25 protein-coding genes, 1 pseudogene and 1 riboswitch are annotated in these 26,090 nt (G+C 64.5%); of the genes and pseudogenes, 17 read left to right on the plus strand and 9 right to left on the minus strand.

All coding sequences use genetic code 11. The annotated features are described in order from the left end of the window. Positions 1-130: 130 nt before the first annotated feature. From JQ604_RS11715 to JQ604_RS11735, 5 genes and pseudogenes are all read left to right on the plus strand, one after another. Complete coding sequence (locus tag JQ604_RS11715; RefSeq protein ID WP_212357160.1) at positions 131-1,231, plus strand: LLM class flavin-dependent oxidoreductase; 1,101 nt, start codon at positions 131-133, stop codon at positions 1,229-1,231. Positions 1,232-1,357: 126 nt separating this feature from the next. Continuing rightward, positions 1,358-1,912, plus strand: coding sequence for a flavin reductase family protein (locus tag JQ604_RS11720; RefSeq protein WP_212357163.1), 555 nt, complete (start codon positions 1,358-1,360; stop codon positions 1,910-1,912). Between the two features lie 246 nt (positions 1,913-2,158). After that, entirely contained in the window at positions 2,159-2,638 is a 480-nt protein-coding gene (locus JQ604_RS11725; RefSeq protein WP_212357166.1) for a Crp/Fnr family transcriptional regulator, read from the plus strand. Positions 2,639-2,706: 68 nt separating this feature from the next. Then, positions 2,707-2,856: pseudogene (locus tag JQ604_RS11730) on the plus strand (NAD(P)/FAD-dependent oxidoreductase); the annotation flags it as partial. 154 nt (positions 2,857-3,010) lie between these two features. Further along, complete coding sequence (locus tag JQ604_RS11735) at positions 3,011-4,159, plus strand: ABC transporter substrate-binding protein (protein WP_212357169.1); 1,149 nt, start codon at positions 3,011-3,013, stop codon at positions 4,157-4,159. A 25-nt stretch (positions 4,160-4,184) separates the two neighbouring features. Here JQ604_RS11735 and JQ604_RS11740 read toward each other — a convergent pair whose 3' ends face one another. From JQ604_RS11740 to JQ604_RS11750, 3 genes are all read right to left on the minus strand, one after another. Beyond that, positions 4,185-5,132 (minus strand): phosphotransferase family protein, encoded by a 948-nt coding sequence (locus JQ604_RS11740; protein WP_212357171.1) that lies wholly within the window; start codon positions 5,130-5,132, stop codon positions 4,185-4,187. Positions 5,133-5,141: 9 nt separating this feature from the next. Next, positions 5,142-5,864: a cupin domain-containing protein gene (locus JQ604_RS11745; RefSeq protein ID WP_249158204.1), complete on the minus strand. Its 723-nt coding sequence runs from the start codon at positions 5,862-5,864 to the stop codon at positions 5,142-5,144. Between the two features lie 65 nt (positions 5,865-5,929). After that, positions 5,930-7,789, minus strand: a complete 1,860-nt coding sequence (locus tag JQ604_RS11750) for a sigma-54-dependent Fis family transcriptional regulator (RefSeq protein ID WP_212357174.1) — start codon at positions 7,787-7,789, stop codon at positions 5,930-5,932. 368 nt (positions 7,790-8,157) lie between these two features. Between JQ604_RS11750 and JQ604_RS11755 the strand changes: the two genes are divergently transcribed. Continuing rightward, positions 8,158-8,448: a DUF3551 domain-containing protein gene (locus tag JQ604_RS11755; protein WP_212357177.1), complete on the plus strand. Its 291-nt coding sequence runs from the start codon at positions 8,158-8,160 to the stop codon at positions 8,446-8,448. 210 nt (positions 8,449-8,658) lie between these two features. On the opposite strand, the gene JQ604_RS11760 is transcribed toward JQ604_RS11755, so the two are convergent. The 3 genes from JQ604_RS11760 to JQ604_RS11770 all read right to left on the minus strand — a co-directional run bounded on the left by JQ604_RS11760 (position 8,659) and on the right by JQ604_RS11770 (position 10,829). Continuing rightward, positions 8,659-9,183, minus strand: coding sequence for a DUF805 domain-containing protein (locus tag JQ604_RS11760; protein ID WP_212357180.1), 525 nt, complete (start codon positions 9,181-9,183; stop codon positions 8,659-8,661). Positions 9,184-9,430: 247 nt separating this feature from the next. Further along, positions 9,431-9,979, minus strand: a complete 549-nt coding sequence (locus JQ604_RS11765) for a hypothetical protein (protein WP_212357183.1) — start codon at positions 9,977-9,979, stop codon at positions 9,431-9,433. 130 nt (positions 9,980-10,109) lie between these two features. Then, a complete protein-coding gene (locus JQ604_RS11770; protein WP_212357185.1) occupies positions 10,110-10,829 on the minus strand; it encodes a GntR family transcriptional regulator in 720 nt (239 codons plus the stop codon). A 118-nt stretch (positions 10,830-10,947) separates the two neighbouring features. Between JQ604_RS11770 and JQ604_RS11775 the strand changes: the two genes are divergently transcribed. From JQ604_RS11775 to JQ604_RS11810, 8 genes are all read left to right on the plus strand, one after another. Beyond that, positions 10,948-12,075 (plus strand): cupin domain-containing protein, encoded by a 1,128-nt coding sequence (locus JQ604_RS11775; protein ID WP_212357188.1) that lies wholly within the window; start codon positions 10,948-10,950, stop codon positions 12,073-12,075. Positions 12,076-12,084: 9 nt separating this feature from the next. After that, complete coding sequence (locus tag JQ604_RS11780; protein WP_212357190.1) at positions 12,085-13,008, plus strand: fumarylacetoacetate hydrolase family protein; 924 nt, start codon at positions 12,085-12,087, stop codon at positions 13,006-13,008. Between the two features lie 15 nt (positions 13,009-13,023). Next, positions 13,024-13,674 carry a flavin reductase family protein gene (locus JQ604_RS11785; protein WP_212357770.1) on the plus strand — a complete coding sequence of 217 codons (651 nt, stop codon included), beginning with the start codon at positions 13,024-13,026 and terminating at the stop codon, positions 13,672-13,674. A 259-nt stretch (positions 13,675-13,933) separates the two neighbouring features. Next, a complete protein-coding gene (locus JQ604_RS11790; RefSeq protein WP_212357193.1) occupies positions 13,934-15,118 on the plus strand; it encodes an ABC transporter substrate-binding protein in 1,185 nt (394 codons plus the stop codon). Between the two features lie 206 nt (positions 15,119-15,324). Beyond that, complete coding sequence (locus tag JQ604_RS11795) at positions 15,325-16,242, plus strand: branched-chain amino acid ABC transporter permease (RefSeq protein ID WP_212357196.1); 918 nt, start codon at positions 15,325-15,327, stop codon at positions 16,240-16,242. Then, a complete protein-coding gene (locus JQ604_RS11800) occupies positions 16,239-17,186 on the plus strand; it encodes a branched-chain amino acid ABC transporter permease (protein ID WP_212357199.1) in 948 nt (315 codons plus the stop codon). Before JQ604_RS11795 ends, JQ604_RS11800 begins: the two co-directional genes overlap by 4 nt. After that, a complete protein-coding gene (locus JQ604_RS11805) occupies positions 17,179-17,946 on the plus strand; it encodes an ABC transporter ATP-binding protein (RefSeq protein WP_212357201.1) in 768 nt (255 codons plus the stop codon). Before JQ604_RS11800 ends, JQ604_RS11805 begins: the two co-directional genes overlap by 8 nt. Positions 17,947-17,953: 7 nt before the next feature. Beyond that, entirely contained in the window at positions 17,954-18,667 is a 714-nt protein-coding gene (locus JQ604_RS11810) for an ABC transporter ATP-binding protein (protein WP_212357204.1), read from the plus strand. Between the two features lie 123 nt (positions 18,668-18,790). Here the strand turns inward: JQ604_RS11810 and JQ604_RS11815 are convergent, their stop codons facing one another. Further along, positions 18,791-19,366: a TetR/AcrR family transcriptional regulator gene (locus JQ604_RS11815; RefSeq protein WP_212357207.1), complete on the minus strand. Its 576-nt coding sequence runs from the start codon at positions 19,364-19,366 to the stop codon at positions 18,791-18,793. Positions 19,367-19,490: 124 nt separating this feature from the next. Between JQ604_RS11815 and JQ604_RS11820 the strand changes: the two genes are divergently transcribed. Further along, positions 19,491-20,588, plus strand: coding sequence for an enolase C-terminal domain-like protein (locus tag JQ604_RS11820; protein WP_212357210.1), 1,098 nt, complete (start codon positions 19,491-19,493; stop codon positions 20,586-20,588). A gap of 26 nt (positions 20,589-20,614) precedes the next feature. On the opposite strand, the gene JQ604_RS11825 is transcribed toward JQ604_RS11820, so the two are convergent. Both JQ604_RS11825 and JQ604_RS11830 read right to left on the minus strand, forming a co-directional pair. After that, a complete protein-coding gene (locus tag JQ604_RS11825) occupies positions 20,615-22,051 on the minus strand; it encodes a glutamine synthetase family protein (RefSeq protein WP_212357214.1) in 1,437 nt (478 codons plus the stop codon). A gap of 196 nt (positions 22,052-22,247) precedes the next feature. After that, on the minus strand, positions 22,248-23,606 hold the full coding sequence (locus JQ604_RS11830; RefSeq protein WP_212357216.1) for an aromatic ring-hydroxylating dioxygenase subunit alpha: 1,359 nt from the start codon (positions 23,604-23,606) through the stop codon (positions 22,248-22,250). Between the two features lie 168 nt (positions 23,607-23,774). Here JQ604_RS11830 and JQ604_RS11835 point away from each other — a divergent pair, with 168 nt between their 5' ends. Together JQ604_RS11835 and JQ604_RS11840 are read left to right on the plus strand one after the other, a co-directional pair. Continuing rightward, positions 23,775-24,560, plus strand: a complete 786-nt coding sequence (locus JQ604_RS11835) for an IclR family transcriptional regulator domain-containing protein (protein WP_212357219.1) — start codon at positions 23,775-23,777, stop codon at positions 24,558-24,560. A gap of 118 nt (positions 24,561-24,678) precedes the next feature. Beyond that, positions 24,679-24,788, plus strand: a riboswitch (guanidine-I (ykkC/yxkD leader). A gap of 76 nt (positions 24,789-24,864) precedes the next feature. Next, positions 24,865-25,938, plus strand: a complete 1,074-nt coding sequence (locus JQ604_RS11840; protein ID WP_212357222.1) for a putative urea ABC transporter substrate-binding protein — start codon at positions 24,865-24,867, stop codon at positions 25,936-25,938. Positions 25,939-26,090: the final 152 nt, after the last annotated feature.

Here is a 26,090-nt window from a genome sequence, read left to right on the forward strand (position 1 = left end):
AACGGGCCGCAAAGCAGCCGCTTTCGCCGCCCATTTTTTGTGTGCGCCCCTGGCATGGCGCTTGCTGATCTCGTCAGCGAATGCGCGGCAAGACGCATCGCAACATGCAACCGAGGAAGGAAACGCAAAGATGGAGCTTGGCTATTTCACGATGCCCTCGCATCCGCCGGAGTGCGGATTGAAGGAGGGCCACGACTGGGACCTGCAGACGCTGCGCTGGCTCGACGAGCTCGGCTACAAGGAAGCCTGGATCGGCGAGCATCACACCGCGCCCTGGGAGCCGCACCCGTCGCCGGATCTTTTGGTCGCGCAAGGGCTGCTGCAGACCAAGAATCTGCGCATCGGGCCCGGCGGCTTCCTGCTGCCCTATCACCACCCGGCCGAGCTCGCCAACCGCGTCGCGATGCTCGACCATCTCTCGGAGGGCCGGCTCAATTTCGGCGTCGCCGCGTCGGGCCTGCCGAGCGACTGGGCGATGTTCAACGTCGACGGCATGAGCGGCCAGAACCGCGACATGACCCGCGAGGCGCTGGAGATCATCCTGAAGCTCTGGACCGAGCCGGCGCCGTTCACCCACAAGGGCAAGTTCTGGACGGTGACCAAGCCGGACACGATGTTCGATTTCCTCAAGCCGCACATCAAGCCGCTGCAGGGGCCGCATCCGCCGATCGGCGTCGCGGGCCTGTCGAAGAACTCGGACACGCTGAAGCTCGCCGGCGAGCGCGGCTTCATCCCGATGAGCCTCAATCTCAACCCGGCCTATGTCGGCAGCCACTGGGAATCCGTCGAGATCGGTGCTGCCAAGACCGGCCGCAAGCCGAGCCGCGCCGACTGGCGGCTGGTGCGCGAGGTGTTCGTGGCCGACACCGACGAGGAGGCCTGGAAGCTGTCGACCGGCGACATGATGGGCCGGATGATGAGCGAGTACTTCCTGCCGCTGCTCGGGCATTTCGGCTTCAAGGATTATCTGAAGCACCAGCCCGACGTATCAGACAGCGACGTCACCGTCGAATATTGCGCACGGCGGAACTGGATCGTCGGCTCGCCCAAGACCGTCACCGAGAAGATCGAGCAGATCTATCGGGAGGTCGGCGGCTTCGGCGTGTTGCTGGTGTTCGGCTTCGACTACAAGCACAAGCCGCAGGCCTGGCGGCACTCGCTGGAGCTGCTCAAGAACGAGGTGATGCCGAAGCTGAAGCATCTGGGCGCCGAGCTCGGCAAGGCTGCCTAGTTCAAAGGCTGCCTAGTTCAAAGGCGGCCTCGTTAACGCTGCATAGCTGAGGTCGGGGTGCGGGGCTTGCCCCGCACCCGCAACCCCCTATCTTCGAAAGAGGATTGGGGTTCAAGAGGTTGCGGCATGTCGATCGACAAGACGGATTTCAAGCAGGCGATGCGCCAATGCGCCGGCGCGGTCGCGCTGGTCACGGTCGGTCGGGAGCCGGGCAAGCGCACCGGGCTCACGGTGACCTCGGCCTGCTCGCTGTCTGACGATCCGCCCTCCGTCCTGGTCTGCGTCAACCGTAATGCCAGCGCCCATGCCCGCATTCGCGAGGAGGGGCATTTCGTGGTCAATTTCCTCGGCGAGGAGCACGCGCTGCTCGCGCTCACCTTCAGCGGCCAGAAGGGTGTCAACGGCGACGATCGCTTCGGCTTCGGCAGCTGGACGACGGGTGCCACTGGTGCCCCGGTGCTGGAAGATGCGGTCGCCGCTTTCGACTGCACCGTGATGCAGGAGATCGAGACCAAGACGCATTCGATCTTCCTCGGCGAAGTCCGCCACGTCCGCCAGGCCACCGCGACCGGCCCGCTGATCTATCTGCGCAGCGGCTTCCACGGCCTGCGCGACGTCAAGGAAACGGTCTCGCTCGGCGACATCGACGCACGGCGCGTCAGCTGGAACGAGTTTTCCTGACTTCTCCTAACCTCGCCCCGCTCTTCAGCGGGGAGAGGTCGAAATTCGTATGGCGAATTTCGGGTGAGGGGCATGGCACAAGCTAGCCGCAGGGACGGCCTCTCCGACTCGTTCAATTCCGATTGAGAGTATCATTTCAAGGATAGAGCCCCTCACCCTGACCCTCTCCCCGTAAGAACGGGGAGAGGGGAAAGCAAAAACAGCCCCGCTTGCCGCCGCGGGCCGCGCTTGTATAGTCCGCTCATCATGGCTGTCAGCTCACCCGATCTGAAAGCGTTTCTGCTCGCCACGCCGTTCTTCGGTGGCCTGTCCGACGCCAGCCTCGAGACCCTCGTCTCCATGCTGGCCGAGCGCCGCTATGATGCCGGCGCCACCATCGTCGCCGAAGGCGATGAGGGGCGCTCGATGTTCGTCGTGCACACAGGCGAGCTGCTGGTGACCCGGCAGGGGCATGAGGGCCGCGTCATCCGCATGACCACGCTTGGGCCAGGCGATTTCTTCGGCGAGATGACGCTGATCGAGATGCAGAACCGCTCCGCCACCGTCGTCGCGGAGAGCCCGACCGTGCTTTACGAGCTCACCGCGCGAAACCTCTACACCTTCTACAAGGCCGACATCCACGCCTATGTGCTTGTCATGCAGAACATCAACCGCGAGCTCTGCCGCCGCCTTCGCCGCGCTGATGGCCGCATTGCCGAGCTGCTTCGCGGCAGCGAGCACGAGTGATGGTGCTTGATCCCATCTGAACTCGTCAGCGCAGCGCGACGTTGAGGTCGACCTGTCCGCCATGGGTCACGCGCGGCTGGGAGCGCACGGTGGAATTGGTCGGCGGGGTCGCGAAGAAGACCAAGCAGGAGATCAACACGGTGTGGATCTACCCGCCGAAGGCCGAGCGCGCTGCTGCACTCGCCTCGGCCGATCCCGAGCGCGTGACCGACCTGTAGGCGCCACGCATCGCAAGGGCCGAGCGCGAAAGCGACGCGGCCCGATCGCGACTGTCCCCATTACATGGGACAGACGCCTCCCGCAAACCTGTGCCAGACTGATCGGCAATGGCTGCCTTCGGCCGAAGACAAAGGTTTGCTGGGAGGATGTGCAATGAAGCTGGCTTGGGCCGGATTGTCGATCGTCGCTTGTGTGATGCTCACGGCGGCGGATGCGCGCGCGGATATCAAGGTCGGCGTCGTGGTGTCGGCATCGGGACCGGGCTCGGCGCTCGGCCAGCCGCAGATGCGCGCGATCGCCGCGCTGCCGAAGGAGATCGGCGGCGAGAAGATCGTCTACATCGCGCTCGACGATGAATCCGATCCGACCAAGGGCACGCAGAACGCCCGCCGCCTGGTGATCCAGGACGGCGTCGATATCCTGATCGGCTCCTCGCTGACGCCCGTGACCATGCCGATGCTCGACGTCGCCTTCGAATCCAGGACGCCGATCATCTCGCTCGCGGCCGCAACCGCGATTGTGCAGCCGATGGACGAGCGCCGGCGCTGGGCCTTCAAGGTGGTGCCGAACGACGATTTGATGGCCGGTGCGATCCTGAAATACATCGCCAAGTCCGGCGTCAAGACGCTCGGCTATATCGGCGTCTCCGACGGCTATGGCGAAGGCTACTACAAGGAAGTCTCCCGCCTGGCGCCGACGCTCGGCCTCACCGTCACCACGCATGAGGTCTATGCCCGCGCCGACACCAGCGTCACCGGCCAGGCGTTGAAGGTGCTCGGCACCAATCCGCAAGCCGTGTTCATCGCCTCGGCCGGCACGCCCGCGGTGCTGCCGCAGGAGGCACTGCGCTCGCGCGGCTATGCCGGCACAATCTTCCAGACCCACGGCGTGGCGTCGGAAGAGTTCATCAAGCTCGGCGGCGCCAATGTCGAAGGCGCGATCTTCACCGGCGAAGCCTTCACCATCGCGGAAGATCTTGCCGCCGACGATCCGTTCCGCAAGGTGCGCGAGGAACTGGTCTCGGCCTATGAGAAGGCCAATGGCGCCAAGCCGAACATCTTTGCCGCGCATCTGTGGGACTCGGTTGCGCTGTTCACGCGCGCTGTGCCGAACGCGCTGAAGGCGGCAAAGCCCGGGACCGCGGAATTCCGCGCCGCGCTGCGCGACGAGCTGGAGCGCGGCAAGGACGTCTATCTGAACAACGGCCTCTCCACCATGAGCCCGACCGACCACAACGGCTATGACGAGCGCTCCGCTTTCCTCATCAAGGTCGAGGGCGGCAGGTTCAGGCTGGTGAAGTAGGGAAGATCGGCGCCTTGAGTTGAGCCTATCGGCTCATCGCGTCGAGGTCGCGCAACAGGCCTGCAGGACCGTCTGACGTATCGCCAGGGCGGCGTGTCAGGCGGCACCACATGGTGACCCTGTGAAACAGGGTGTAGAGCCAGAGCGCTTGCTCAGGCTCCGGATGGTCGATCTCGCCATATCCGGCAAGCAGCGGCTCCCGGCTGGCGGGATCTTCATGCGTGCAACAGAACAGCGCCTTCGCCAGGTCGAACAGGGCGTCGGCAGCGCGGGCATTGCCGAAATCGATCAGGCCGGAGAGACGCAGGCTCCCGTTGCTGTCGTGTTCGGCCAGCACATTGCCCTGCTGCAAATCGTCATGGCACAGCACGGGTCCCATACTGTGCTGCAGCAGGTGAAGACGCGACTGCAGTTTCGCCTCGAGGCGGCGCGTCAACGCCTCCTCTGCACCTTGATCGCGAAACTGCCGAAACGCCTGATCGAACGCTGCGCGCATATAGTCATCATTGGTCGGTTTCGGCAGCCGGATGCCGTCGCCGACGATGTAGCCATAACCCGTCATGGGAATGGTGTGCAGACGCCGCAACAGGGCGCCCATCTGCCGATAGGCGGCATCGATGTCGGGTGAGCCGATCAGGCTGCGAACCGTCACGCCCGGCAGCCACGTCGTGATCGCAAAGCGGAACGGGATCGCGGTTCTGGTCTCGTCAACCCGCAGCCAATCTGGAATCGGGATGCCGGCGAGATCGCCGATCCAGCCGGCAACCAGCGCTTCCTTCGCCACGATCCACGTGGGCTCATCGCCGTAGATCTTGAGGATCAGCGGATCGTGGCCGCGCGCGAAATCGATCCGGTAGACCTCATGCACGCCGCCATGCAGGCGCGTGAGCCCGATTGGGTCGCGCGCATCGTCGCGGTCGCGGACGATGGTCCTGATTTGCTCGAGCTCAAGGCCGACGTCTGGGCGTGCCATGGCCTCGCCTCAGCCGCGCTGCCCGCCGATCGAGATGAAGGCCATCAGACAGGGCTCCGGCAACGGATTGCGCCAGCGATGGCGGGTGCCGTTTTGCACGATGCAGTCGCCCTGGCGCAAATGGACCTTCTGCCCATCGTCCAGCTCCAGCGTCATCTCGCCGCGCACCACGACCCCGTAGTCGATCGTGTCTGTCGTGTGCATGCCGGGCGCGCTGCGGTCGAAATGATCGCCCATGCGCGGCACCTTGTCCGACATCTCCTGCAGCGCGCTCTCGAAGGTCACGCCGGCCGGCGGCTTGTAGCCTTCGGGCCGCTTGGGCGGGTAGGAGATCAGACGAAACATCGTGCCGCCGGGGCCGGGGAAGGCTTTCGTTCCCTGCAGCATCGGGTCGGGCTCCTGGCCAGTCAGCCGCGGCACGCCCTCCGTCATGTACAGCTCATAGAATGTCAGCCCCGGATTGGAGTCGATCTCGACCACCTTGCTCGTGACATCGAATGATTTGAACACCGACTTGCCGGCCTCATCGCGGCCGGTGAGGGCCCGTTTGGGCGGCGGCAGCTCGCTCGCGTCCTTTGCCTCCGCAGGCGACGACGTCGCGGCGAGGGCGCCGCCACCGATCAGCGCGGACAGGGCCTGCAGCAGATGTCGTCGATCGCCGCCTTCAAATCGTTCGGCGTCAGGGGATTTCGCCGTACGCCGCGGCCACCAGTGCCAACCGAGCCTGCCCATCTCCGCCCCCGCGATTTCCATTCCGTCGTTGCAATGAGACTTGGCGCTCGCATGCCGCCGCAGCGCTAATCCTTCAGCTCAATCTTCAGCGCCTTGATCCGGCGGTACAGCGTCGCGCGGCTGAGCCTCAGTGCCTTCGCGGCCTCCGTCACCCGCCCGCCGCTGGCGCGCAGCGCGTTCATGATCACCGCACGCTCGGCGGCCGCCGGATCGGCCGTAGCCGGCCTTCCGCCGTACGGCGGCAGATCGAGATCGGTCTCGGCGATCACGCCACCTTCCGCGGTGCAGCCGGCGAGCCGCAGCACGTGCCGGGCTTGCCGCATATTGCCGGGAAAGGGATAGGACAGCATCATCGCCCAGGCCGCAGGCGAGATGCTGCAGCTCGGCGCTTCCTCCTCGGCGATCTGCGCCAGCACCTCGGCCTTGTCGGCGCGCTCGCGCAACGACGGCAGTCGAACCTCCATACCGCGCAGGCGATAGTAGAGATCGGCGCGGAAATTGCCGTCCTCGGCCATCTCGCCGAGATCGCGATGGGTGGCGCTGATCAGGCGGATGTCGACCGGCACGGGCTTCAGCGCCCCGAGTGGCCAGACCTCGCGATTCTCCAGCACGCGCAGCAGCCGTGTCTGCAGTGCCAGCGGCATGTCGCCGATCTCGTCGAGGAACAGCGTGCCGCCGCTCGCCTGCACGATCAGCCCCTTCGAGCCCTCGCGCCGTGCGCCGGTGAAGGCGCCGGCCTCGTAGCCGAACAGCTCGGCGTCGATCAGGCTCTCCGGCATCGCCGCGCAGTTCAGCGCGACATAATTGTTGCGCGCGCGGTTGCTGGCGGCGTGGATCGCGCGGGCGAACACGTCCTTGCCGGCACCGGTCTCACCACGCAGCAGGATCGGCAGGTCGAGATTGCCGACGGTCATCAGCCGTTTCACGCCCTTGATCAGCACGGGATCGTTGCCAGCGAGCCTGTGCAGTCCGGCGAAGGGATCTTCACGCAGCGCTGTCGGCGCTCTGCGCGGCGATCGCGCTCGCAGCGGCGGCGCGACATGGCTGTGCCCCATCGGCGATCCGTCGGCGCGCCGCAGCGCGACGTGGCCGTCGGGCGCGCTGGTGGCGCGGTCGTCGAGCTGGATCAGCTGCGTCAGGTTGATGCCGGCCTCGATCGCGGCATCGGTGAGGCCGAGCGTCGCGCGGGCGTGGCGGCAGGCGCCGATGATGCGGCGGTCGTCGTCATAGGCGATCAGCCCGCTACCGGCGCTGGCCGGCACGGTCGCGATCCAGGAGGCGCGGAAGTGCCGGCGGAAGATCGAGGTCTCGATCCGCCGTGTCGCCTCCGTGGTGACGGCGAGTGCCAGCTCATGCGCGCCGCGGCCGAGATCGCTGCGGCAGGAGGTGATGTTGACCGCACCCGCGATACGACCAACGTGATCGAACAGCGGCGCCACCGCGCAGGTGAACATGCTCCACTGCTCGCGAAAGTGCTCGTCGCGATGCACCAGGATCGGCCGCTGCTCGGCCAACGCAGTCCCGAGCCCGTTGGTGCCTTCAAACGTCTCGGCGAAGTTCGAGCCGGTGTAGATCTTCCATTCCAGGAACATCCGCGCATAGTCGCCTTCGGGCAGGCGGCTCACCAGCATGGTGGCGTTGGGATCGGCGAGATTGACGCAATAGCCGGAGTCGCGCAGCACGCGCGCGAGGTCTTCCAGCTCGGGAATCGCGACCCGGATCAGCTCTTCCATCGGCTCGGCGACGTGGCGGATCTCGGCTTCGGTCAGCGTCTGCGGCGGGCCGCGCCGGCCGGGGTCGAGCTTGTGGTTGACCAGGCAGCGCCGCCACGACGTTGCGATCCGCGACTCCGCCTCCACGCCGGCCACCGGATTGGCCGTCGAGAACACGCGGGCGACGTGATTTGAGGCCGCGAGATTGGCCATCCAGAGGCTCCACCCTGCCTTTTCGGCAAAGTCTCGCAGTAAAGGGCTGAATGTCAATCGGCCGGGAGGCCGCGGAACCGGGCCCCCGACAGGCCGGTGAAGCCGGGCCGGAGGGGGTGGTCGTAGGAGACCGAGCGCGCCGGCAGGTGACGCCGATATGACGGAGGCGGACATCCGCTGCGCACGACTCCGTGACTGTATTAGCTGAGTCAAACACCTGATTTTGACATTCAATTTGGGAATTTCTGCAATGCAAGCCGCGACGATTGCGCGATCGCCCGCGGCTCCCAGATGCGAAAGCGTGAAGCTCTGCGCGGCTGGCGTGCGGAGCGCTCCCTTTCGGGGCTTTAAGAGCAGGATCGAAACTGATGACATCCACTTCGAAGACACTCGTCGCCTCCGCGGCGACGCTGTTCACGCTTGCGCTTTTCTCGGTGACGGCACCGTCGGCGCAGGCTGCCGACTATTGCATCACCAACGGTGCACAGGCCGCGCATGGCTGCGGCTATCCGACCATGGAGACGTGTCAGGCCGCATCCTCCGGCATCGGCGGCATGTGCGCGGAGCGCGGCGGCTCCGGCTCCACCAGCGCCAATGACGCGTTCGCGCAGCAGAAGCCGGCACGCAGCGTGCGCGCGAAGAAGGAAGCCGTGCACTGACGTGCTGAGAAATATGCGGCCTCCAATCACAAGGTCGGAGGCCGCAACAAAATCACGACGTCGTCCTGGCGAAAGCCAGGACCCATTACCCCAAATGCGAATGATTGCGCGACGCTGGGGCCACGATCCTTTTCAAAGCAGGACTCGGTGGTAATGGGTCCTGGCTTTCGCCAGGACGATGATGAGAGAGCGAGAACGGAACGACGAGCGCTACTGTCCCCGTCCGCCGAACTGGCCGCTGGCGACGCGGGCGATGCGGTTGTCGGCGGCTTTGCGCCAGTCGCTATCCGATCTCTCATCCGCATCACGCGGCAGCGGCGGGGCATCGTCGGTGGCGTAGCCGCTCGGCCAGAACAGCAGGATCAGGCCCGTCCCGAAATTGACAAAGGCGCCGATCACGGTCCCCGTCGCCAGGCCGCCGAGCGACCAGGCCGGAACCTTGTGCGCGATCAGGCTGTCGATGATCTGGAAAGCGATCCAGCCCACCACGACGACCACCGGATCCCATCCGATGTCGCGAATCCGCATGCAGTTGAGCATGAACGTGCCCAGGATGAAGAGTCCGGCGATGACAAGCGCCGGCCCTGCCAACTGGTTGAACGACAGGGCCTTCTGATAGGCATGGCCTATAATGCCGAAGCCCAGCACCATCAGCAGAAACCCGAACGCAAGCGAGGCAAGGAAGTACTGCAGCCGGCCGAGCCGGGCGTTGAAGCCGAAGATGAAACCCAACATGCGACGCTCCTCTTTTTCAAAAAGAGCATGGCGTGCCTATACTTTCCGGACCATGAAGTCGACGTCGCAACCTGTGCGCGTGGTTTCCGATCCCTTGAGTGGATGGATAAAGCTTGCCGCTAAAGCATGATCCGGAAAAGTGTGAAGCGGTTTTCCCTCGCGACAAACGCGGAACGCGTTTGCGCGGAGATCATGCTCAAACAAAGAGCTAAAGCGCGATGACGATTCAACCTAATCTCATCGCGCTTTAGCGCGTCCGTCCGCCGAACTCGCCGCTGGCGACGCGCGCGATGCGGTTGGTGGCGGCGGCGGGGGCGCTGCTCTTGCGCCAGGTGCCCTCGGATGCGGGGCCAGCATAGGACTGTTCTTCGTCATCGCTGACGCGTGCCGTCGGCCAGAAGATCAGCGTCAGTGTCAGCACGCCGTTGGCGAGCGCGCCGACCATGGTGCCGGTCTGCAGATAGTTGAGCGCCCATTCCGGATGCTGCGTGGCGATGATGCGGTCGACCACCATCAGCGCCAGCCAGCCGATCATGACGCAGACCGGATCCCAGCCGATGTCGCGGACGCGCATCGACTGAAGCATGAAATTGGCGACCACCGAGAAGATGGCGACGCCGATCAGGAAGACGTTGTTGGAGCCCTGCGCCAGCAGGATGTCGGTGTTGGTTCGCGAGGGCGCGGTGCCGGTTGCGGCGGTCACCAGCAGCAGGAAGGCGGCGACGAGCACGATCGTGCAGATCACGAACGGCACCCGGCCGAGCCTGGTGTTGAAGCCGAACAGAAAACCGAGCATGCAGCGCCTCCCTCGCCGGCACTGTCGGCGGGAAGTGCTTTCCGGATTATGAATCGGAACCCGGTACCATCCGGCAGTGGTTTCCGATCGGTTTACCGATCCTGCGGCACTTGTTTTTAAGTCGGCGGACTCACGCCATCGCGGCCTGGATGCTGGCCGAGGTCCGCCGGTAGTGCTCGGCCAGAAGGGTGGTGGCGTCGCCGGAACGGCGTAGCGCGGCATCCATGATCTCCCGGTGCTCCGCCGATACGTCGCGCGGCGGTGCCCCGATGTTCCGGCCGGTGAGGCTCGGCAATCGGTAGCGCTGGGTCTCGATCGAGAGCTGGTCGGCCAGCTCGAGCAGGCGGGGCGAGCCGCAGGCGGAGATCAGCGCGCGGTGGAACTGGTGATGGCGTTCCTCCATCACCAGAACCTCGGCCACGTCGGCCTTACCTGCAGTCGCCGCCATGCGGTCAACCTGCCGCCCCAGGGCATGGAAGGTCGCGACAATCCCGGCCTCCCAATCGTCATCGCCGTCGCGCATCGAACGGCGCAGCGCTTCGCATTCGATCAGGATGCGCGTCTCGGTGGCGTCCTTGATCTCTTCGCGCGACAGCGGCGCCACGGCAAAACCGCGCAGCGCGGCCGACACCACCAGCCGCTCGGATTGCAGCCGCATCAGCGCCTCGCGCAGCGGCGAGAAGCTCAGGCCGTAGCGCTGCCGCAAGGCCTCGAGCCGCAGCGGCTTTCCGGCCTCGAGCCCGCCCGCGACGATGTCGGCGCGCAGCCGCTGATAGGCGGCTTCGCCAAGGGTCGCCGGCTCGGTCGTTGCTTCGCTGGTGAGGCCGGCTATCGTTGCTGGGTTGGTCATCCCACTGATCTTTTTGAGCTTTCTGCGGCTGCAACTGCATTTCCATGATTTTCGAAAATATTCTATTGCATCGATAGTACGATCTATTTTATAGAATTTCTAGCGTCAGGAGGACGGCATGGCAACGGCACCTCGCGAAAACCACAGGGAAGATGTCGCCGGACGGGCTAACGTCCAGGACACCCCGGAGCTGCTGGCCTATTACGACGAGCTCGACCATCTCGATGCTGGCGCGCTCTGGACCGTCGCCAACAAGATCGAGCCCTGGCAGCCCAAATCGTCATCCGTTCCGGTGCTGTGGCGCTACCGCGACCTGCGCGACCATGTGTTGCGTTCGGTCGAGCTGGTGTCGCCGGAAAAGGCCGGCCGCCGCGTCATCTATCTGAACAATCCGGGCCGTCGCGAGCAGGCCGCCGCGGTCGGCTGGCTCTATTCGGGATTGCAGGTGATGCATCCCGGCGAGGTCGCGTCCGCCCACGCGCACTCCGCCTCGGCGCTGCGCTTCATCATGGAAGGCAAGGGCGCCTACACCATCGTCGACGGCCACAAGCTCACGCTCGGCGCCAATGATTTCGTGCTGACGCCGAACGGCACCTGGCACGAGCACGGCGTCGCCAGCGATGGCTCGCCTTGCATCTGGCAGGACGGTCTCGACATTCCCCTGGTCAATGCGCTGGAAGCGAACTTCTACGCCGTGCATCCGAACCTGCAGCAGCATGTCGGCCATCCCGTCGACGACATGTCGCACAGCTGGGGCAATCCCGGCTTGCGGCCCGCGGGCGCCGAATGGACACGCGGATATTCGCCGCTGCTCAAATATGAGTGGGGCCCGACCTACGAGTCGCTGCAGCGCTATGCCAGGGCGACCGACGGCTCGCCGTTCGACGGCATTCTCATGAACTACGTCAATCCCGTCACCGGCGGGCCGGTGATGCAGACGATCGGCGCGTCGATGCAGCTATTGCGGCCGGGCGAGGCGACGAGTGCGCATCGTCACACCGGCAGCGTGATCTACCAGGTCGCCAAGGGCAGCGGGCACTCGATCATCGACGGCAAGCGCTTCGACTGGACCGAGCGCGACATCTTCTGCGTGCCGTCATGGGCCTGGCACGAGCACGCCAATGCCTCGTCGGGCGACGACGCCTGCCTGTTCGCCTTCAACGACCTGCCCGTCATGAACTCCCTCGGTTTGTACCGGGAGGAAGCGTTCGGCGACAATGGCGGGCGGCAGCCGCTCTCATCCTAGGAACATCACATGCGTCTCGTCACCTATCGCGGCCATGTCGAAGCCGCCGCCCGTCTCGGTGCCATCGTCGATGATCTCGTCGTCGATGTCGAAAAGATCGGCGCGCATGCCGGCGTGCAGCTGCCGTCTGCGATGCTCGACTTCATCGATCTCGGGCCGACGGCGCTGGCAGCGCTGAAGAAGATTTTGGGCGACTACGAAGACGATCGGGGCGGCAACTGGCCCGTCGGCGCCGCGCTGCCTTTGGCGAATGTGAAGCTGTTGGCGCCGATTCCGCGGCCGCGGAAAAACATCTTCGGCATCGGCTTGAATTATGTCGAGCATGTTGCGGAATCCTCCCGCGCCCTCGATACGGCAAAGGAGCTGCCGAAGCAGCCTGTGATCTTTTCAAAGCCGCCGACCTCCGTGATCGGCCCTGACGATGCGATCGCGCACAACAAGGCGATCACCCAGCAGCTCGATTGGGAAGTCGAACTCGCGGTCGTGATGGGCCGCACCGCGCGCCGCGTCACGGAAGCGCAGGCGCTCGACTTCGTGTTCGGCTACAGCGTGATGATCGACGTCAGCGCGCGCGACAATCGTCGCGCCGGCCAGTGGATCTACTCCAAGGGGCAGGACACCTACGCGCCATTCGGTCCCTGCATCGTGACCGCGGACGAGATGGCCGATCCGCATGTGCTCGATCTCTGGCTCACCGTGAACGGTGTCGAGAAACAGCGCTCCAATACGCGCCACATGCTGTTCAAGGTGCCGCATCTGATCGCCGACATCTCCGCGGCGATCACCCTGGAGGCGGGCGATATCATCGCGACCGGCACGCCCGATGGAGTCGGCGCGGGTAGGTCGCCGCAGGAATGGCTGTGGCCAGGCGATGTCGTGGAAGCGGAGGTCACCGGCATCGGCCGTCTCCGTCATCCTGTCGTGGCCGTCTAGCGAGCGGGGCCGGTGATGCTGTTCGACATGGAGACGCTGGAAGCCGCCAACCGCTACAAGATCCTGACCGCGACGGTGACGCCGCGGCCGATCGCCTGGGTGACGACGCTGTCCGAGGACGGCATCGTCAACGCCGCGCCCTACAGCTTCTTCAACGTGCTCGGCCACGAGCCGCCGACCCTGGCGCTCGGGCTGCTAGCCGGCGCGGGCCGCTTCAAGGACACCGCGACCAACATCCTGGCGACCGGTGAGTTCGTGGTGAATCTGGTGTCGGAAGCCAATGCGGAGGCGATGAACGTCACCTGCATCGATGCGCCGCCCGAGATCGACGAGCTCGCGCTGGCCGGTCTGACCGCCGCACCGTCGCATGCCGTGCGGCCGCCGCGCATCGCGGAATCGCCGGTGTCGTTCGAGTGCAAAATCCTCTCCTCGCTGGTGACCGGCCCGCGCCAGACCATCGTGATCGGCCGCATCGTCCGCGCCCATGTCGCTGACGCCGTGGTGCTGGATGGGGCGCGTTGCCACATCGACACGCCGGCGCTGAAGCTGATCGGCCGCATGCATGGCAGCGGCTGGTATGCCCGAAGCAGCGACCTCTTCCAGATGGACCGGCCGAACTGGGCGGAGCGGCAGGCCGCCGGATCGAAGCCGGGAGGGGCGGCATGAAACGTCCGCTTTTGTCCCGCCCGACTGCGACATTAGTTGCCCCCGCAAGCGGCATTATATTTCTTGCCCCTGGCAGCCTTCACGAATTATGGTGCAGCCTGCTCGGGTATGAGCCGAAGGTTCTAAGAGGGGCCGTCGGTTCGGACTTGCTGCAGACTTGCGATTTCGCGCACAAAACACGTCACCGAGAATGACGCGCGCAAAGCGCGGCGGCGGCCCCGTTGGGCCGGCGGGACGTTGGTTGAGGAGGGGAGTGAATATGACAAAGGCATATTGGCTGGCAGGCGCCATGTCGATGGTTTCGGCATTGGCGCTGGCACAGCCGGCGACCGCGGCTGACACCATCAAGATCGGCTTCGTTTCGACTTTCAGCGGTCCGACCGCCGTGATCGGCAACGACATGCGCAATTCCTTCGAGCTCGCGCTCGACCATCTCGGCCGCAAGATGGGCGGCAAGCCGGTCGAAGTGATCTACGAGGACGACGGCCAGAAGCCCGACGTGGGCAAGCAGAAGACCGAAAAGCTGGTGCAATCCGACAAGGTCGACTTCATCGTCGGCTACATCTGGTCCAACGTGCTGCTGGCCTCGCTGAAGACCGCGGTCGACAGCAAGACCTTCCTGATCTCGGCCAATGCCGGCCCGTCGCAGCTCGCAGGCGAACTCTGCTCGCCCTATGTGTTCTCGACCTCCTGGCAGAACGACCAGACCCCGCAGGCGGTCGGCACCTACATGAACCAGAAGGGCGTCAAGTCGGTGTTCCTGATCGGCCCGAACTACGCCGCCGGCAAGGACATGCTGGCCGGCGTCAAGAGCACCTTCAAGGGCCAGGTCGTGGGCGAGGAATATACGGTGTGGCCGAGCCAGCTCGACTTCTCCGCCGAGCTCACCAAGGCCAAGAACTCCAAGGCCGAGTCGATCTTCGTGTTCTATCCGGGCGCCGCTGGGGTCCAGTTCCTGAACCAGTATGCGCAGGCCGGCATCAAGGCGCAGATCCCGCTCTACACCGCCTTCACGATCGACGAATTGTCGCTGCCGCTGCAGAAGGACAATGCGCTCGGCGTGCCCGGCGCGCAGCAGTGGGTCAACGACCTGCCCAACGACGAGAACAAGAAGTTCGTCGCCGACTATCGCCAGAAGTATACCGGCCTGCGCCCGACCTTCTACGGCGCGCAGTCCTATGACGCCGCGAACCTGATCAACAGCGCCGTCGTCGCCGTGAAGGGCGACACCTCCAAGAAGGACGAGATGAAGGCCGAGATGGAGAAGGTGAACTTCAAATCGGTGCGCGGCCCGTTCAAATACGGCAACAACCACATCCCGATCCAGAATTTCTACCTGCAGGACGTGGTCAAGGACGGCGAAGGCCAGCTCGCGCTGAAGACGGTCGCGACCATCGTCAAGGACGACCAGGACCGCTTCCACGACAAGTGCCCGATGAAGTGATTTAAAGTCACCTCTCCCCGCCTGCGGGGAGAGGTCGATCGCAAAGCGATCGGGTGAGGGGGACTCTCCGCGCATTCGGTGCATGGAGAGCGTCCCTCACCCCAAATTCTCTTCCCGCGACAGCGAGGTAAGGGAAAACAATAAGCGATAAGCGGCAGTGCACACGTGCTGCCGCTGTTTTGTTAAGCGCGGGTCATAACCACACGATGTTTCTCGTCGTCGAACAACTTCTGAACGGCCTGCAATTCGGCCTGTTGCTGTTCCTCTTGGCAGCCGGGCTGACGCTGGTGTTCGGCATCATGGATTTCGTCAACCTGGCGCACGGCTCGCTCTACATGATGGGCGCCTATTTCGCCGCCACCTTCGCGGCCTGGACCGGCAGCTTCGTGCTCGGCGCGCTGTTGGCGCTGGTGGCGACGCTCTTGCTCGGCATCGCCCTGGAATTCGTCGCGCTGAAGCATCTTTACGGCCGCGACCATCTCGACCAGGTGCTGGCGACCTTCGGCCTGATCCTGTTCTTCAACGATGCCGTCCGCCTGATCTGGGGCCCGGCGGGCCTGGCGCTGCCGCTACCGGCCTGGCTCACCGTGCCCGTGCAGATCATCCCCGGCGTGTTCTATCCGGCCTATCGCCTGCTGATCATCGGCGTCGCGCTGGCGGTCGCCGCGGGGCTTTATGTCGTGGTGATGCGCACCCGCATCGGCATGCTGATCCGTGCCGGCGCCTCCAATCGCGAGATGATCGGCGCGCTCGGCATCAACATCAAGCTGCTGTTCACTTTGGTGTTCGGCCTCGGCGCCGCTCTCGCCGGCCTCGCCGGGCTGATGCAGGCGCCGATCCTCACCGTGCAGATCGGCATGGGCGAGAACATCCTGATCCTTGCCTTCGTCATCATCGTGATCGGCGGCATCGGCTCGATCCGCGGCGCCTTCATGGCGGCGATCTTCGTCGGCATGATCGATACGCTCGGCCGCGCCTTCCTGCCGGATCTCTTGCGCAAGGTGCTGAGCGGGGCGGCGGCCTCGACCGCAGCGCCGGCGCTGTCCTCGATGCTGATCTATCTGTTGATGGCCATCATCCTCGTAGTACGGCCTGAAGGGCTGTTTCCGGCGGCCAAACGATGATGCCAAATCTCAACGTCTCCAACGCCGTCGTGGCGGTGCTCTGCGCCGCGCTGATCATGCTGCCGGTGTATTCGGCGGCGTCCGGCAACATCTTCATTCTCACGCTGTTCACCCGCATCGTGATCTTCGCGCTCGCCGCCGCCAGCCTGAACCTGATCATGGGCTATGGCGGCATGATGAGCTTCGGCCACGCCGCCTATCTCGGCATCGGCGGCTACGCGGTCGGCATCCTCGCCGCCGAGGGCATCGGTTCCGGCTTCATCCAGTGGCCGGTGGCGCTGATCGTCTCCGCGCTGTTCGCGCTGGTGATCGGCGCGCTCAGCCTGCGCACCCGCGGCGTCTACTTCATCATGATCACGCTGGCCTTCGCGCAGATGGCCTATTACGTGGCGACCAGCCTGTCGCGCTACGGTGCCGACGACGGCCTGACGATCTACAAGCGGAGCGATTTCGCCGGCCTGATCAACCTCTCGAACCGCACGCAATTCTATTATCTCTGCCTCGCCTGCCTGTTCGGCGGCATCTATCTGATCTGGCGCATCGTCAATTCGCGCTTCGGCCTCGTCGTGCAGGGCGTCCGCTCCAACGAGCAGCGCATGCAGGCGATCGGCTTCCATGCCAACCGCTATCGGCTGGTCTGCTTCGTCATCTCAGGCACGATCTGCGGCCTGGCCGGCGCGCTGCTGGCCAACAACACCGATTTCGTCAGCCCGGCCGGCATGTACTGGACCCGCTCCGGCGAGCTGATGGTGATGGTGGTGTTGGGCGGGATGGGATCGCTGTTCGGCCCCGTCATCGGCGCCATCGCCTTCCTGCTGCTGGAGGAGCTACTGTCGCAGTTCACCGAATATTGGGCGCTGATCATGGGTCCGCTGCTGCTGCTGATCGTGCTGTTCGCGCGCGGCGGCATCATGGGGCTGCTCGGGAGGTTCAACCGTGCCTGATCCCTTGCTCCGCGTGCAAAGTCTCGTTCGCAGCTTCGGCGGCATCAAGGCCACCGACAATCTGTCGATGGAGGTCGTGCCCGGCGAGCTGCACGCCATCATCGGCCCCAACGGCGCCGGCAAGACCACGCTGATCAGCCAGCTCACCGGCCAGCTGATGCCGAACTCCGGCAGCATCCATTTTGCCGGCCGCGACGTCACCGGCCTGCCGTCCTACAAGCGCAGCGCGCTGGGGCTCGCCCGCTCGTTCCAGATCACCTCGCTGCTGAAGGACTTTTCGGCGATCGACAATGTCGCGCTGGCCGCCCAGGCCCATGACGGCCACTCCTTCCGCTTCTGGGGCGCCGCGCGCAAGGAGCCGCATCTGCGCGCCGCCGCGCGCGCCGCGCTGGAGCGCGTCGGTCTCGGCCAGCGCGCCGACGTCGTGGTCTCCGAGCTCAGCCATGGCGAGCAGCGCGAGCTCGAGCTTGCGGTCGCGCTCGCCACCAAACCTCAACTTCTCTTGCTGGACGAGCCGATGGCCGGCCTCGGCGTCACCGAATCCCAGCGGATGGTCGCGCTGTTGAAAGAGCTGCGCAAGGAAGTCACCATCGTGCTGGTCGAGCACGACATGGAGGCGGTGTTCGCGCTCGCCGACCGCATCACGGTGCTGGTCTATGGCCGCGTCATCGCCTGCGACGTGCCGGACGCGATCCGCAAGCACGAAGAGGTCAAGCGCGCCTATCTCGGCGAGCAGCATGCGGTGACCGCACATGGCTGATTCAGGGATGGCTGAGACACTGCTGGAAATCGACGGCATCGAGACCTGCTACGGGTTGAGCCAGGTGCTGTTCGGCATGACGCTGTCGATCAAATCAGGCGAGATGGTCGCGCTGATGGGCCGCAACGGCATGGGCAAGACCACCACCATCCGCTCGATCATGGGCCTGACGCCCGCGCGCGGCGGCACCATCCGTTTCGCCGGCGAGCAGGTGCGGGGGCTACCGTCCTACAAAATTGCAAAACTCGGAATCGGTCTCGTCCCTGAGGGACGCCAGATCTTCCCGAATCTGACGGTGCGCGAAAACCTTGTTGCCGCTGCCGGCAATCGCCTCGGCGCATCGAACCCCTGGACCCTCGACAAGATTCACGCGCTGTTCCCGCGCCTCGCCGAGCGCGGCACCAACATGGGCGTCACGCTGTCCGGCGGCGAGCAGCAGATGCTTGCGATCGGCCGCGCGCTGATGACCAATCCAAGACTGCTGATCCTCGATGAAGCGACCGAAGGCCTCGCGCCATTGATCCGCGACGAGATCTGGAGCTGCCTGTCGATGCTGAAGGGGCAGGGCCAATCGGTGCTGGTCATCGACAAGAACGTCGAGAACCTCGCGAAGATCGCCGACCGGCACTACATCATCGAGCGCGGCAAGGCGGTGTGGAGCGGCACCAGCGAGCAGCTGGTCGCGGAGCCCGATCTGCAGCACCGGTATCTGGGAATTTGACGGCTGCGTAGGGTGGGCAAAGGCGCTTGCGCCGTGCCCACCATCCACGGCGTGCTCGTGATGGTGGGCACGCTTTCGCTTTGCCCACCCTACAAATCCCTGGGAATCCAGCAGACGCCGGCCTCAGCGCGAGGAGCCCCGCAGCAATCGCTTCGCGGCGTCGGCCGCCGCCGTCGCATAGCTGCGATCGCCGTGCACCAGCATCAACGAGATCGCGCCTTCGGACAGCAGCCAGATCTCGCGTGCGCGGCGATGCGCCTCGCGGACGCCGGCCCGCTTCAAGAGATCGCCTAGATGGGTTTCGAGCAAGGCCTTGTGCCGCCGCGCGATGGCGCGGGCGGGATGGCCGGGCAGATCGGCCAGCTCGATCACCAGCCTGGTGAAGCCCGAGCCGGCCCAGCGCGGCCGGTCGGCCCAGGCCGCGAGGTCGCGGAACAGGCCGTCGATGATCGCCGCCGGCGCGCCGGACAGTCTGTCGCCGAATGTCTTGAATGCGGCCAGCGCCAGCTCGTTCTGCGCTTCGAGCACGAAGGCGAGCAGCTGATCCTTGCTCTGGAAATGGTTGTACAGCGTTCGCTTGGTGACCTTCGTCGCTGCTGCGATCTCGTCCATGCTGACGCGGCTATATCCGCGCTGGCGAAACAGCACATAGGCGGTGCTGAGGATGCGCGCGCGCGTCGGCTCTGCAGATCGTGCCATGCCGTCACCTTCATAACTATACCGGGTAGTGAATTTACATCGGTTGCAAAACCGATTGGAATGGTCTTCGCGATTTTTCAAATCCGTTTCCAGTCAGCTTCCCTTGAGCTGTGAGGCAATCGCCATGCCGGATTCATTGACGCTCAGAGAAATCAAGGCTCGTCCGGTGGTGCTCAAGATGAAGCGGCCCGTGGTCGCGCGCATTGCCACGATCCCGGAGTGGCCGATCATCCTCATCGATCTCGTGACGGAGGAGGGCATTGTCGGCCGAAGCTATCTCGAGCCGTACATCGTGAAGTCGATGCGCTACCTGGTGCCGGCGATTCATGACCTCAGTGAATTGCTCAGGGGACGCAGCGTGGCACCGGTCGAGGTGTTCGACGCCGCGCGCAAATCGCTGCATTTCGTCGGCTATGAGGGCCTGTCCATGATCGCCGCGTCGGGCCTCGACATGGCCGCGTGGGACGCGCTGGCAAAGGCCGCCAACAAGCCGCTCTGCGTCTTGTTGGGCGGCACGGTCGGCGCCGTCAGATCCTACAACAGCAACGGCCTCTGGTTGCAGGAACCGGCCGCCGTCGCAGCGCAAGCGCTGGAGTTGCGGGAGGAGGGCGGGTTCTCCGCCCTGAAACTGCGCCTCGGCCGCAGCGATCCGCGCCAGGATCTGGCGACCCTCGACGCTGTCAGGAAAACGGTCGGCGATCGCATGCATCTGATGATCGACTACAACCAGGGACTCAATCTCGCCGAAGCCATCGAGCGCTGCCATATGATCGATGATTATGGCCTCGACTGGATCGAGGAGCCCGTCCTCTACGACAATCTCGACGGACACGCCCAACTGGCGGCGGAGCTAAAGACGCCGATCCAGATCGGCGAGAATTTCTACGGTCCAAGGGAGATGCACAAGGCGATCGCGAAAAAGGCCTGCGATCTGGTGATGCCCGACTTCATGCGCATCGGCGGCGTTACGGGCTGGATGCGCGCGGCGGCGATCGCGGGCGCTGCGGGCATCCCGATGTCGACGCATCTCTATCCGGAGGTCGCCGCTCACGTCATGCGCGTCACGGAGACCGCGCATTGGCTGGAGTGGCAGGATTGGGCCGATCCGATTCTCCAGCGCCCCTACGACATCAAGGATGGCCTCTTGCACATTCCCGACACGCCCGGTGTCGGTCTGGAATGGAATGAAAAGGCTGTCGCAGCGAACCTCGCGAGTCTCTAGCCGTTCGAGGGAAGGCGGCGCGTCCCTCAAAACATCTCAAAATACTCGCGCTGCTCCCAGTCCGACACCTCGGCCTGGAAGCGCTCGATCTCCGCATTCTTGATGTGGACGTAATAGTCCACGAACTCCGCGCCCAGCGCCTGCCGGAAGAACGGATCGTCGTTCAGCGCGAACACCGCTTCGCGCAGCGACTTCGGCAATAGCGCGGCTTTGGCTTCATACGGCGTATCCGCCGATGGCGGCGGATCGAGCTTGCGGTCGACGCCGTCGAGGCCGGAGAGGATTTGGCTGGCCATGTAGAGATAGGGATTCGCCGCGGGCTCGCCGATCCGGTTCTCCAGCCGTGTTGCGGGATCATCGGCGCCGCCGAGCACGCGGATCATCACGCCTCGGTTGTCGCGGCCCCAGATCGCGCGGTCCGGCGCCAGCGAGTAGGAGCGGTAGCGCTTGTAGCCGTTGATGGTCGGCGTCGTGAACACCGTCGAGGCCCGGGCATGCTCGATCAGGCCGGCAAGATAGGCGCGGCCGAACGGGCTTAAGGGTTCGCCGCCTTCCTTGGCCATGAACGCGTTCTCGCCGTTCGTGCGCGACACCAGCGATTGATGCAGGTGCCAGCCGGACGCGAACACGTTCGGCAGTTTCGGGCGGCACATGAAGGTCGCGTGATAGCCGTGGCGGCGCGCGATCTGCTTCACCGCCGAACGAAACAGCACCATGGTGTCGGCCGGCGCGAGGCCAACTGTCGGCTGGAAGGTGAATTCGCACTGGCTCGGGCCGAACTCGACCTCGACAGAGCGGAGCGGCAGGCCGAGCGCGAGCACGTCGCGGCGGATGATCTCCAGCGCCGGCTCCATCTGATCGTAGCGCTGCTCGGTCAGGTACTGATAGCCGTGCGAGAGCAGGCTGACGTCCGGCGGCCGGCCGGGCTGGCCGGCATCATCAGGCGCCATGTGCGCGTTGTCGAGCTTGAACAGATGGAATTCGACCTCGAGACCGGCAACGAAATCGTAACCGCGGCTGCCGAGCTGATCGAGCACCTTGCGATAAAGATTGCGCGTCGCGAACGGCACGGGACGGCCGTCGTTGAAATGGAGATCGCACAGCAGCCACCCGGTGGTGGGCGCCCACGGCAGCACGCGGAACGTGGTGGGATCGGCGACCATCAGCACGTCGGCCGCGCCCTCCATCTCCTTCATGCCAAAGCCGCCGCCCGACGTGAACACCGGGAATACCGTCTTGTGCGAGGTGTCCTTGGCCAGCATCGTCGTGGTGATCGAGCAGCCGCTCTCCAGCGACCGCACCGCTTCCGAGGCGATCAGCGTCTTGCCGCGCAGGATGCCGTGCTGGTCCGGGAAGGAGAGGCGGATGACTTCGAGCTTCTGCTCCTCGACGATCTGCGCAAGGCGCTTCGCCGCTTCCCTCTGCTCATCCGACCACAGGCCGTGACGCTCAACGAAGCTCAAAGTGTGGCTCCTCTTACTTCCCCCTCGCCCCGCTCTTGCGGGGAGAGGGTCGGGGTGAGGGGCTCTCTCCGCCGCCTCGATCTATCGATAGACCTGTACCCCCTCACCCGGATTGCATCTGGCGATGCAATCCGACCTCTCCCCGCAAGCGGGGCGAGGTGAAGAAAGGCGCTACGCGGCAGGATCGCTAGCATTATCACTCCGCCGCCGACAGATGCTGCACCTTGCCGGCGATCTCGCGCGGCACGGGGGCGGCCCAGGGCGCGCCGCGGCGGCGCTTGACGTCGACTTCCATCCAGTAGAGCTCCCAGCCTTGCGTCGGTCCGATGCCGTCCATCGTCGCCGGGCCCTGGATGCTGCGCGCGCTGGCCTCATCGAGGAACAGCATCGGCTTTTCGCCGCCGGCGACCTTTTCGATCTCCTGCCGCAGCAGGCGGCGATACTGCACGATCGCCTTGTCGCTCTGGCCGAGATGCTCGTTGGTGCGGTCCTGGATCGGACCCATCGATTCCACCGCCCACTGGTCGTGCACGTTGATGTCCGTGCCCATGCCGGTATAGGTCTCGGTCGCCTGCTCGTGCGGATCGAAGCCGTAGTCGTTGTTTCTGTTCTTGCGCGAGGTGTAGTCGGGCAGCTCGTAGAGCTCGAGCCGCTGGTCGCGCATCTTCGCCTTGTCGACCGGATTGGTGTAGCTGGTGAAGATCGCATACCAGTAGCAGTTCTCGTCATCGACAGGCACATGCCACTGCGTGATCGTCATCTCCGTCGACATCGGAATCACGAAGCCGTGCGGGAATAGCTGGTTGGTCACCCGCACATGGGTGCTCGTCTCGTCGAGCTCGCGCAGCGCGATCAGGCGCAGGCCGTATTCGGTGTGCTCGACATTGATGATGGGACGATCATATTCGCGCAGAATCTTCGTCATCGGCATGTCAGAGCCGGCGGAGGCGCCGCGGAACTGCTTGCCATAGGCGGCCGACGTATCCTCGTCCTCGAAGAAGCGATGCAGATAGGAGGCGTGCGCGGGATCGATGCCGACCTCGAGCGCCTGCAGCCAGTTGCAGTTCATGTGGCCCTTGAACGCAAAAGTGTGGCTGTCAGGTGCGACGAAGCAGTCGAGCTCCGGAAACGCCGGTGGCTCGCCTTCGCCGAGATAGGCCCAGAGTATGCCGCTCTTCTCGACCACCGGATAGGAGCGCTGCTTGATGCCCTTGCAGAGCTGCGAGCCGGCCGGCTCGGCCGGCGTCTCGATGCATTGGCCGGTGGCATCGAACAGCCAGCCATGGAAGGCGCAGCGCAAGCCGCCATTCTCCAGCCGGCCGAAGGCGAGGTCGGCGCCGCGATGCGCGCAGTGCCGGGCGATCAGGCCGTAGCGGCCGGTCTCGTCGCGAAACAGCACCAGGTTTTCGCCGAGCAGCTTGACCGGCCTCACCGGTCGCGCGCCCTGCAATTCGTCTACCAGCGCCGCCGGCTGCCAGTAACTCCGCATCAGTCTGCCACAGGGGTCCTTGGCCCCGGTGCGGGTGATCAGGTCGTTCGCTTCCTGGCTCATCATGGCGGAGTCTCCTTCGGACGTGTTCGCCTATTGAACGAATGGGCGAATTATGCCATGTCTATCTGAACCGGCAAGCGCAATTTTGAACCGTTCGAATCTCCACAAAGCGTTTTCGAGCGAAGTGGGCACCGGTTCGCGTGAAGAAAACGCGTCAAGAAAAGGCCCAAAATGCCAAAGCTGAAGCGTGAGAATGGTGAAGAGCGCGCGACGGATTTCGTCGAAAGCCTCGACCGCGGCCTGCGTCTCCTCCAGGTGTTCGGCACCATCACGGGACCTGCGACGCTGAGCGATCTCGCCCGCGCCGCCGAGCTGCCGCGCGCCACCGCGAGGCGCATCCTGTTCACGCTGGCGCATGGCGGCTTCGTCTCCACCGACGGAAAACTATTCACGCTGACACCCCATGTGCTGACACTCGCCGGCGCCTATCTCAGCTCCAACCAGATCGTGACCGTGCTGCAGCCGGTGCTCGACCGCATCGCAACCGCAGCCCAGGAGATCTCTTCGCTGGCGCTGCTCGACGGCGACGATGTCGTGTTCGTCGCGCGCGGTAGCCCGACGCGGATGTTCTCCGGCGGTCTCGACATCGGCTATCGCCTGCCGTCGTTCTGCACCTCGGTCGGCCGCGCCATGCTCGGCCGGCTCAATGATGCGGAGCTTGCGACAAGACTGAAGGCGATGAAGCGCGAGCCGCTGACGCCACAAACCGTCACCGATCCCAGGAAATTGCTCGCTGCCATCGTCGCCGATCGCGCCAAGGGCTATTCCCTCGTCGACCGCGAGGCCGAGCCGCATTTCCGCTCGATCTCGGTCCCGGTGCGCCGCTACGATGGCAGCATCGTCGCCGCCATCAACATGGGCGCGCATGTCGATCGCGTGCCGACGAGCGAGCTGATCGAGCGCTTCCTGCCGCTGCTGCGGGAGGGCGCCGAGGATGTGAGGAGCCGGCTGCTGTAACGAGCTTGTCGCGCCCAAGAACAATTCGCGCTGCCATCTTCTTGTGCAGATGCCAAAACACGCTTCTCTGAATCAAAAGAGCTTTTCCTTGGCACGTTGATTGCTTACAAGGGAGTTCAGAGTTGGCGGCTAGGGTTCCGATTCCCTGATGTGGGGAATGACTGGTCCGAGAGCTGCCACCAGGGGGTCCAACCCCTTGGGGCACGGCGGGACAAAAGCCCGGGAGACCTCAGTGGCCGCGGTTGGCAGGCACGAGGTTTCATTTGCCAGTCCGCAGTCATCAAACCCTTTTTGAGGACTGGACATGGCAACTTTGAAAAATCTGCTCACTGCTGTCTGCACGGCCTGCCTTCTGGCCGCGGTTTCGCCGACGTCTCCCGCGCTCGCGGCGAAGAAGAAGGAATTCAACATCGCCTGGACGATCTATGTCGGCTGGATGCCGTGGCCCTATGCGGCCGAGGCCGGCATCGTGAAGAAATGGGCCGACAAATACGGCATCACCATCAACGTCACCCAGATCAACGACTACGTCGAATCGATTAACCAGTACACCGCCGGCAAGTTCGACGGCGTCACCGTCACCAACATGGATGCGCTGACCATTCCTGCCGCCGGCGGCGTCGACACCACCGCCGTGATCATGGGCGACTATTCCAACGGCAATGACGGCGTCGTGCTCAAGAAGGGCAAGACGCTGGCCGACATCAAGGGCCAGAAGATCAATCTCGTCGAGCTCAGCGTCTCCCACTATCTGCTGGCGCGCGGGCTTTCGACCGTGAAGCTCGACGAGAAGGACATCAAGACCGTCAACACCTCGGATGCCGACATCGTTGCCGCGGCGAAATCGCCGGATACCACGGCGATCGTGACCTGGAATCCGCAACTGCTGGAGGTGAAGGCCGAGCCGGGCGCCTCGCTGGTGTTCGATTCCAGCAAGATCCCCGGCGAAATCCAGGACCTGCTGGTGCTCAACAGCGAGACGCTGAAGGACAATCCAGAGATTGCCAAGGCCCTGACCGGCATCTGGTACGAAACCATCGCGCTGATGAAGGATTCTGGCGAGAAGGGCAAGGCCGCGCGCGAGGCGATGGCAAAACTCTCCGGGACCGATCTCGCCGGCTTCGAGACCCAGCTCAAGACCACGCACATGTATTACGCGCCAAAGGACGGCGCCGACTTCATGACCGGCGCGGAGCTGCCCAGGATCATGGACCTCGTGCGCAGCTTCTGTTTCGAGCACAATCTGCTCGGCGAGAACGTCAAGTCGAAAGACGCGGTCGGCATCCAGACGCCGACCTCGACGCTCGGCTCGGCCACGAACGTGAAGCTGCGGTTCGATCCGAGCTTCATGAAGCTTGCGGCGGACGGGAAGCTGTAACTGCCGCGCGGTCCGGCCACGGAGAGCGCGGCAATCGCATATGAATGACGCGAGTCGATCCGCTAGCTCGCTTCGCCTCTCCCGCTTGCGGGGGAGGCCGACGCGCATCGCAGATGCGTGGCGGGTGGGGGTGTCTCCACGGCGGGGTTCTC

This window comes from Bradyrhizobium jicamae, from assembly GCF_018130695.1.
GTDB lineage: Bacteria > Pseudomonadota > Alphaproteobacteria > Rhizobiales > Xanthobacteraceae > Bradyrhizobium > Bradyrhizobium jicamae_B.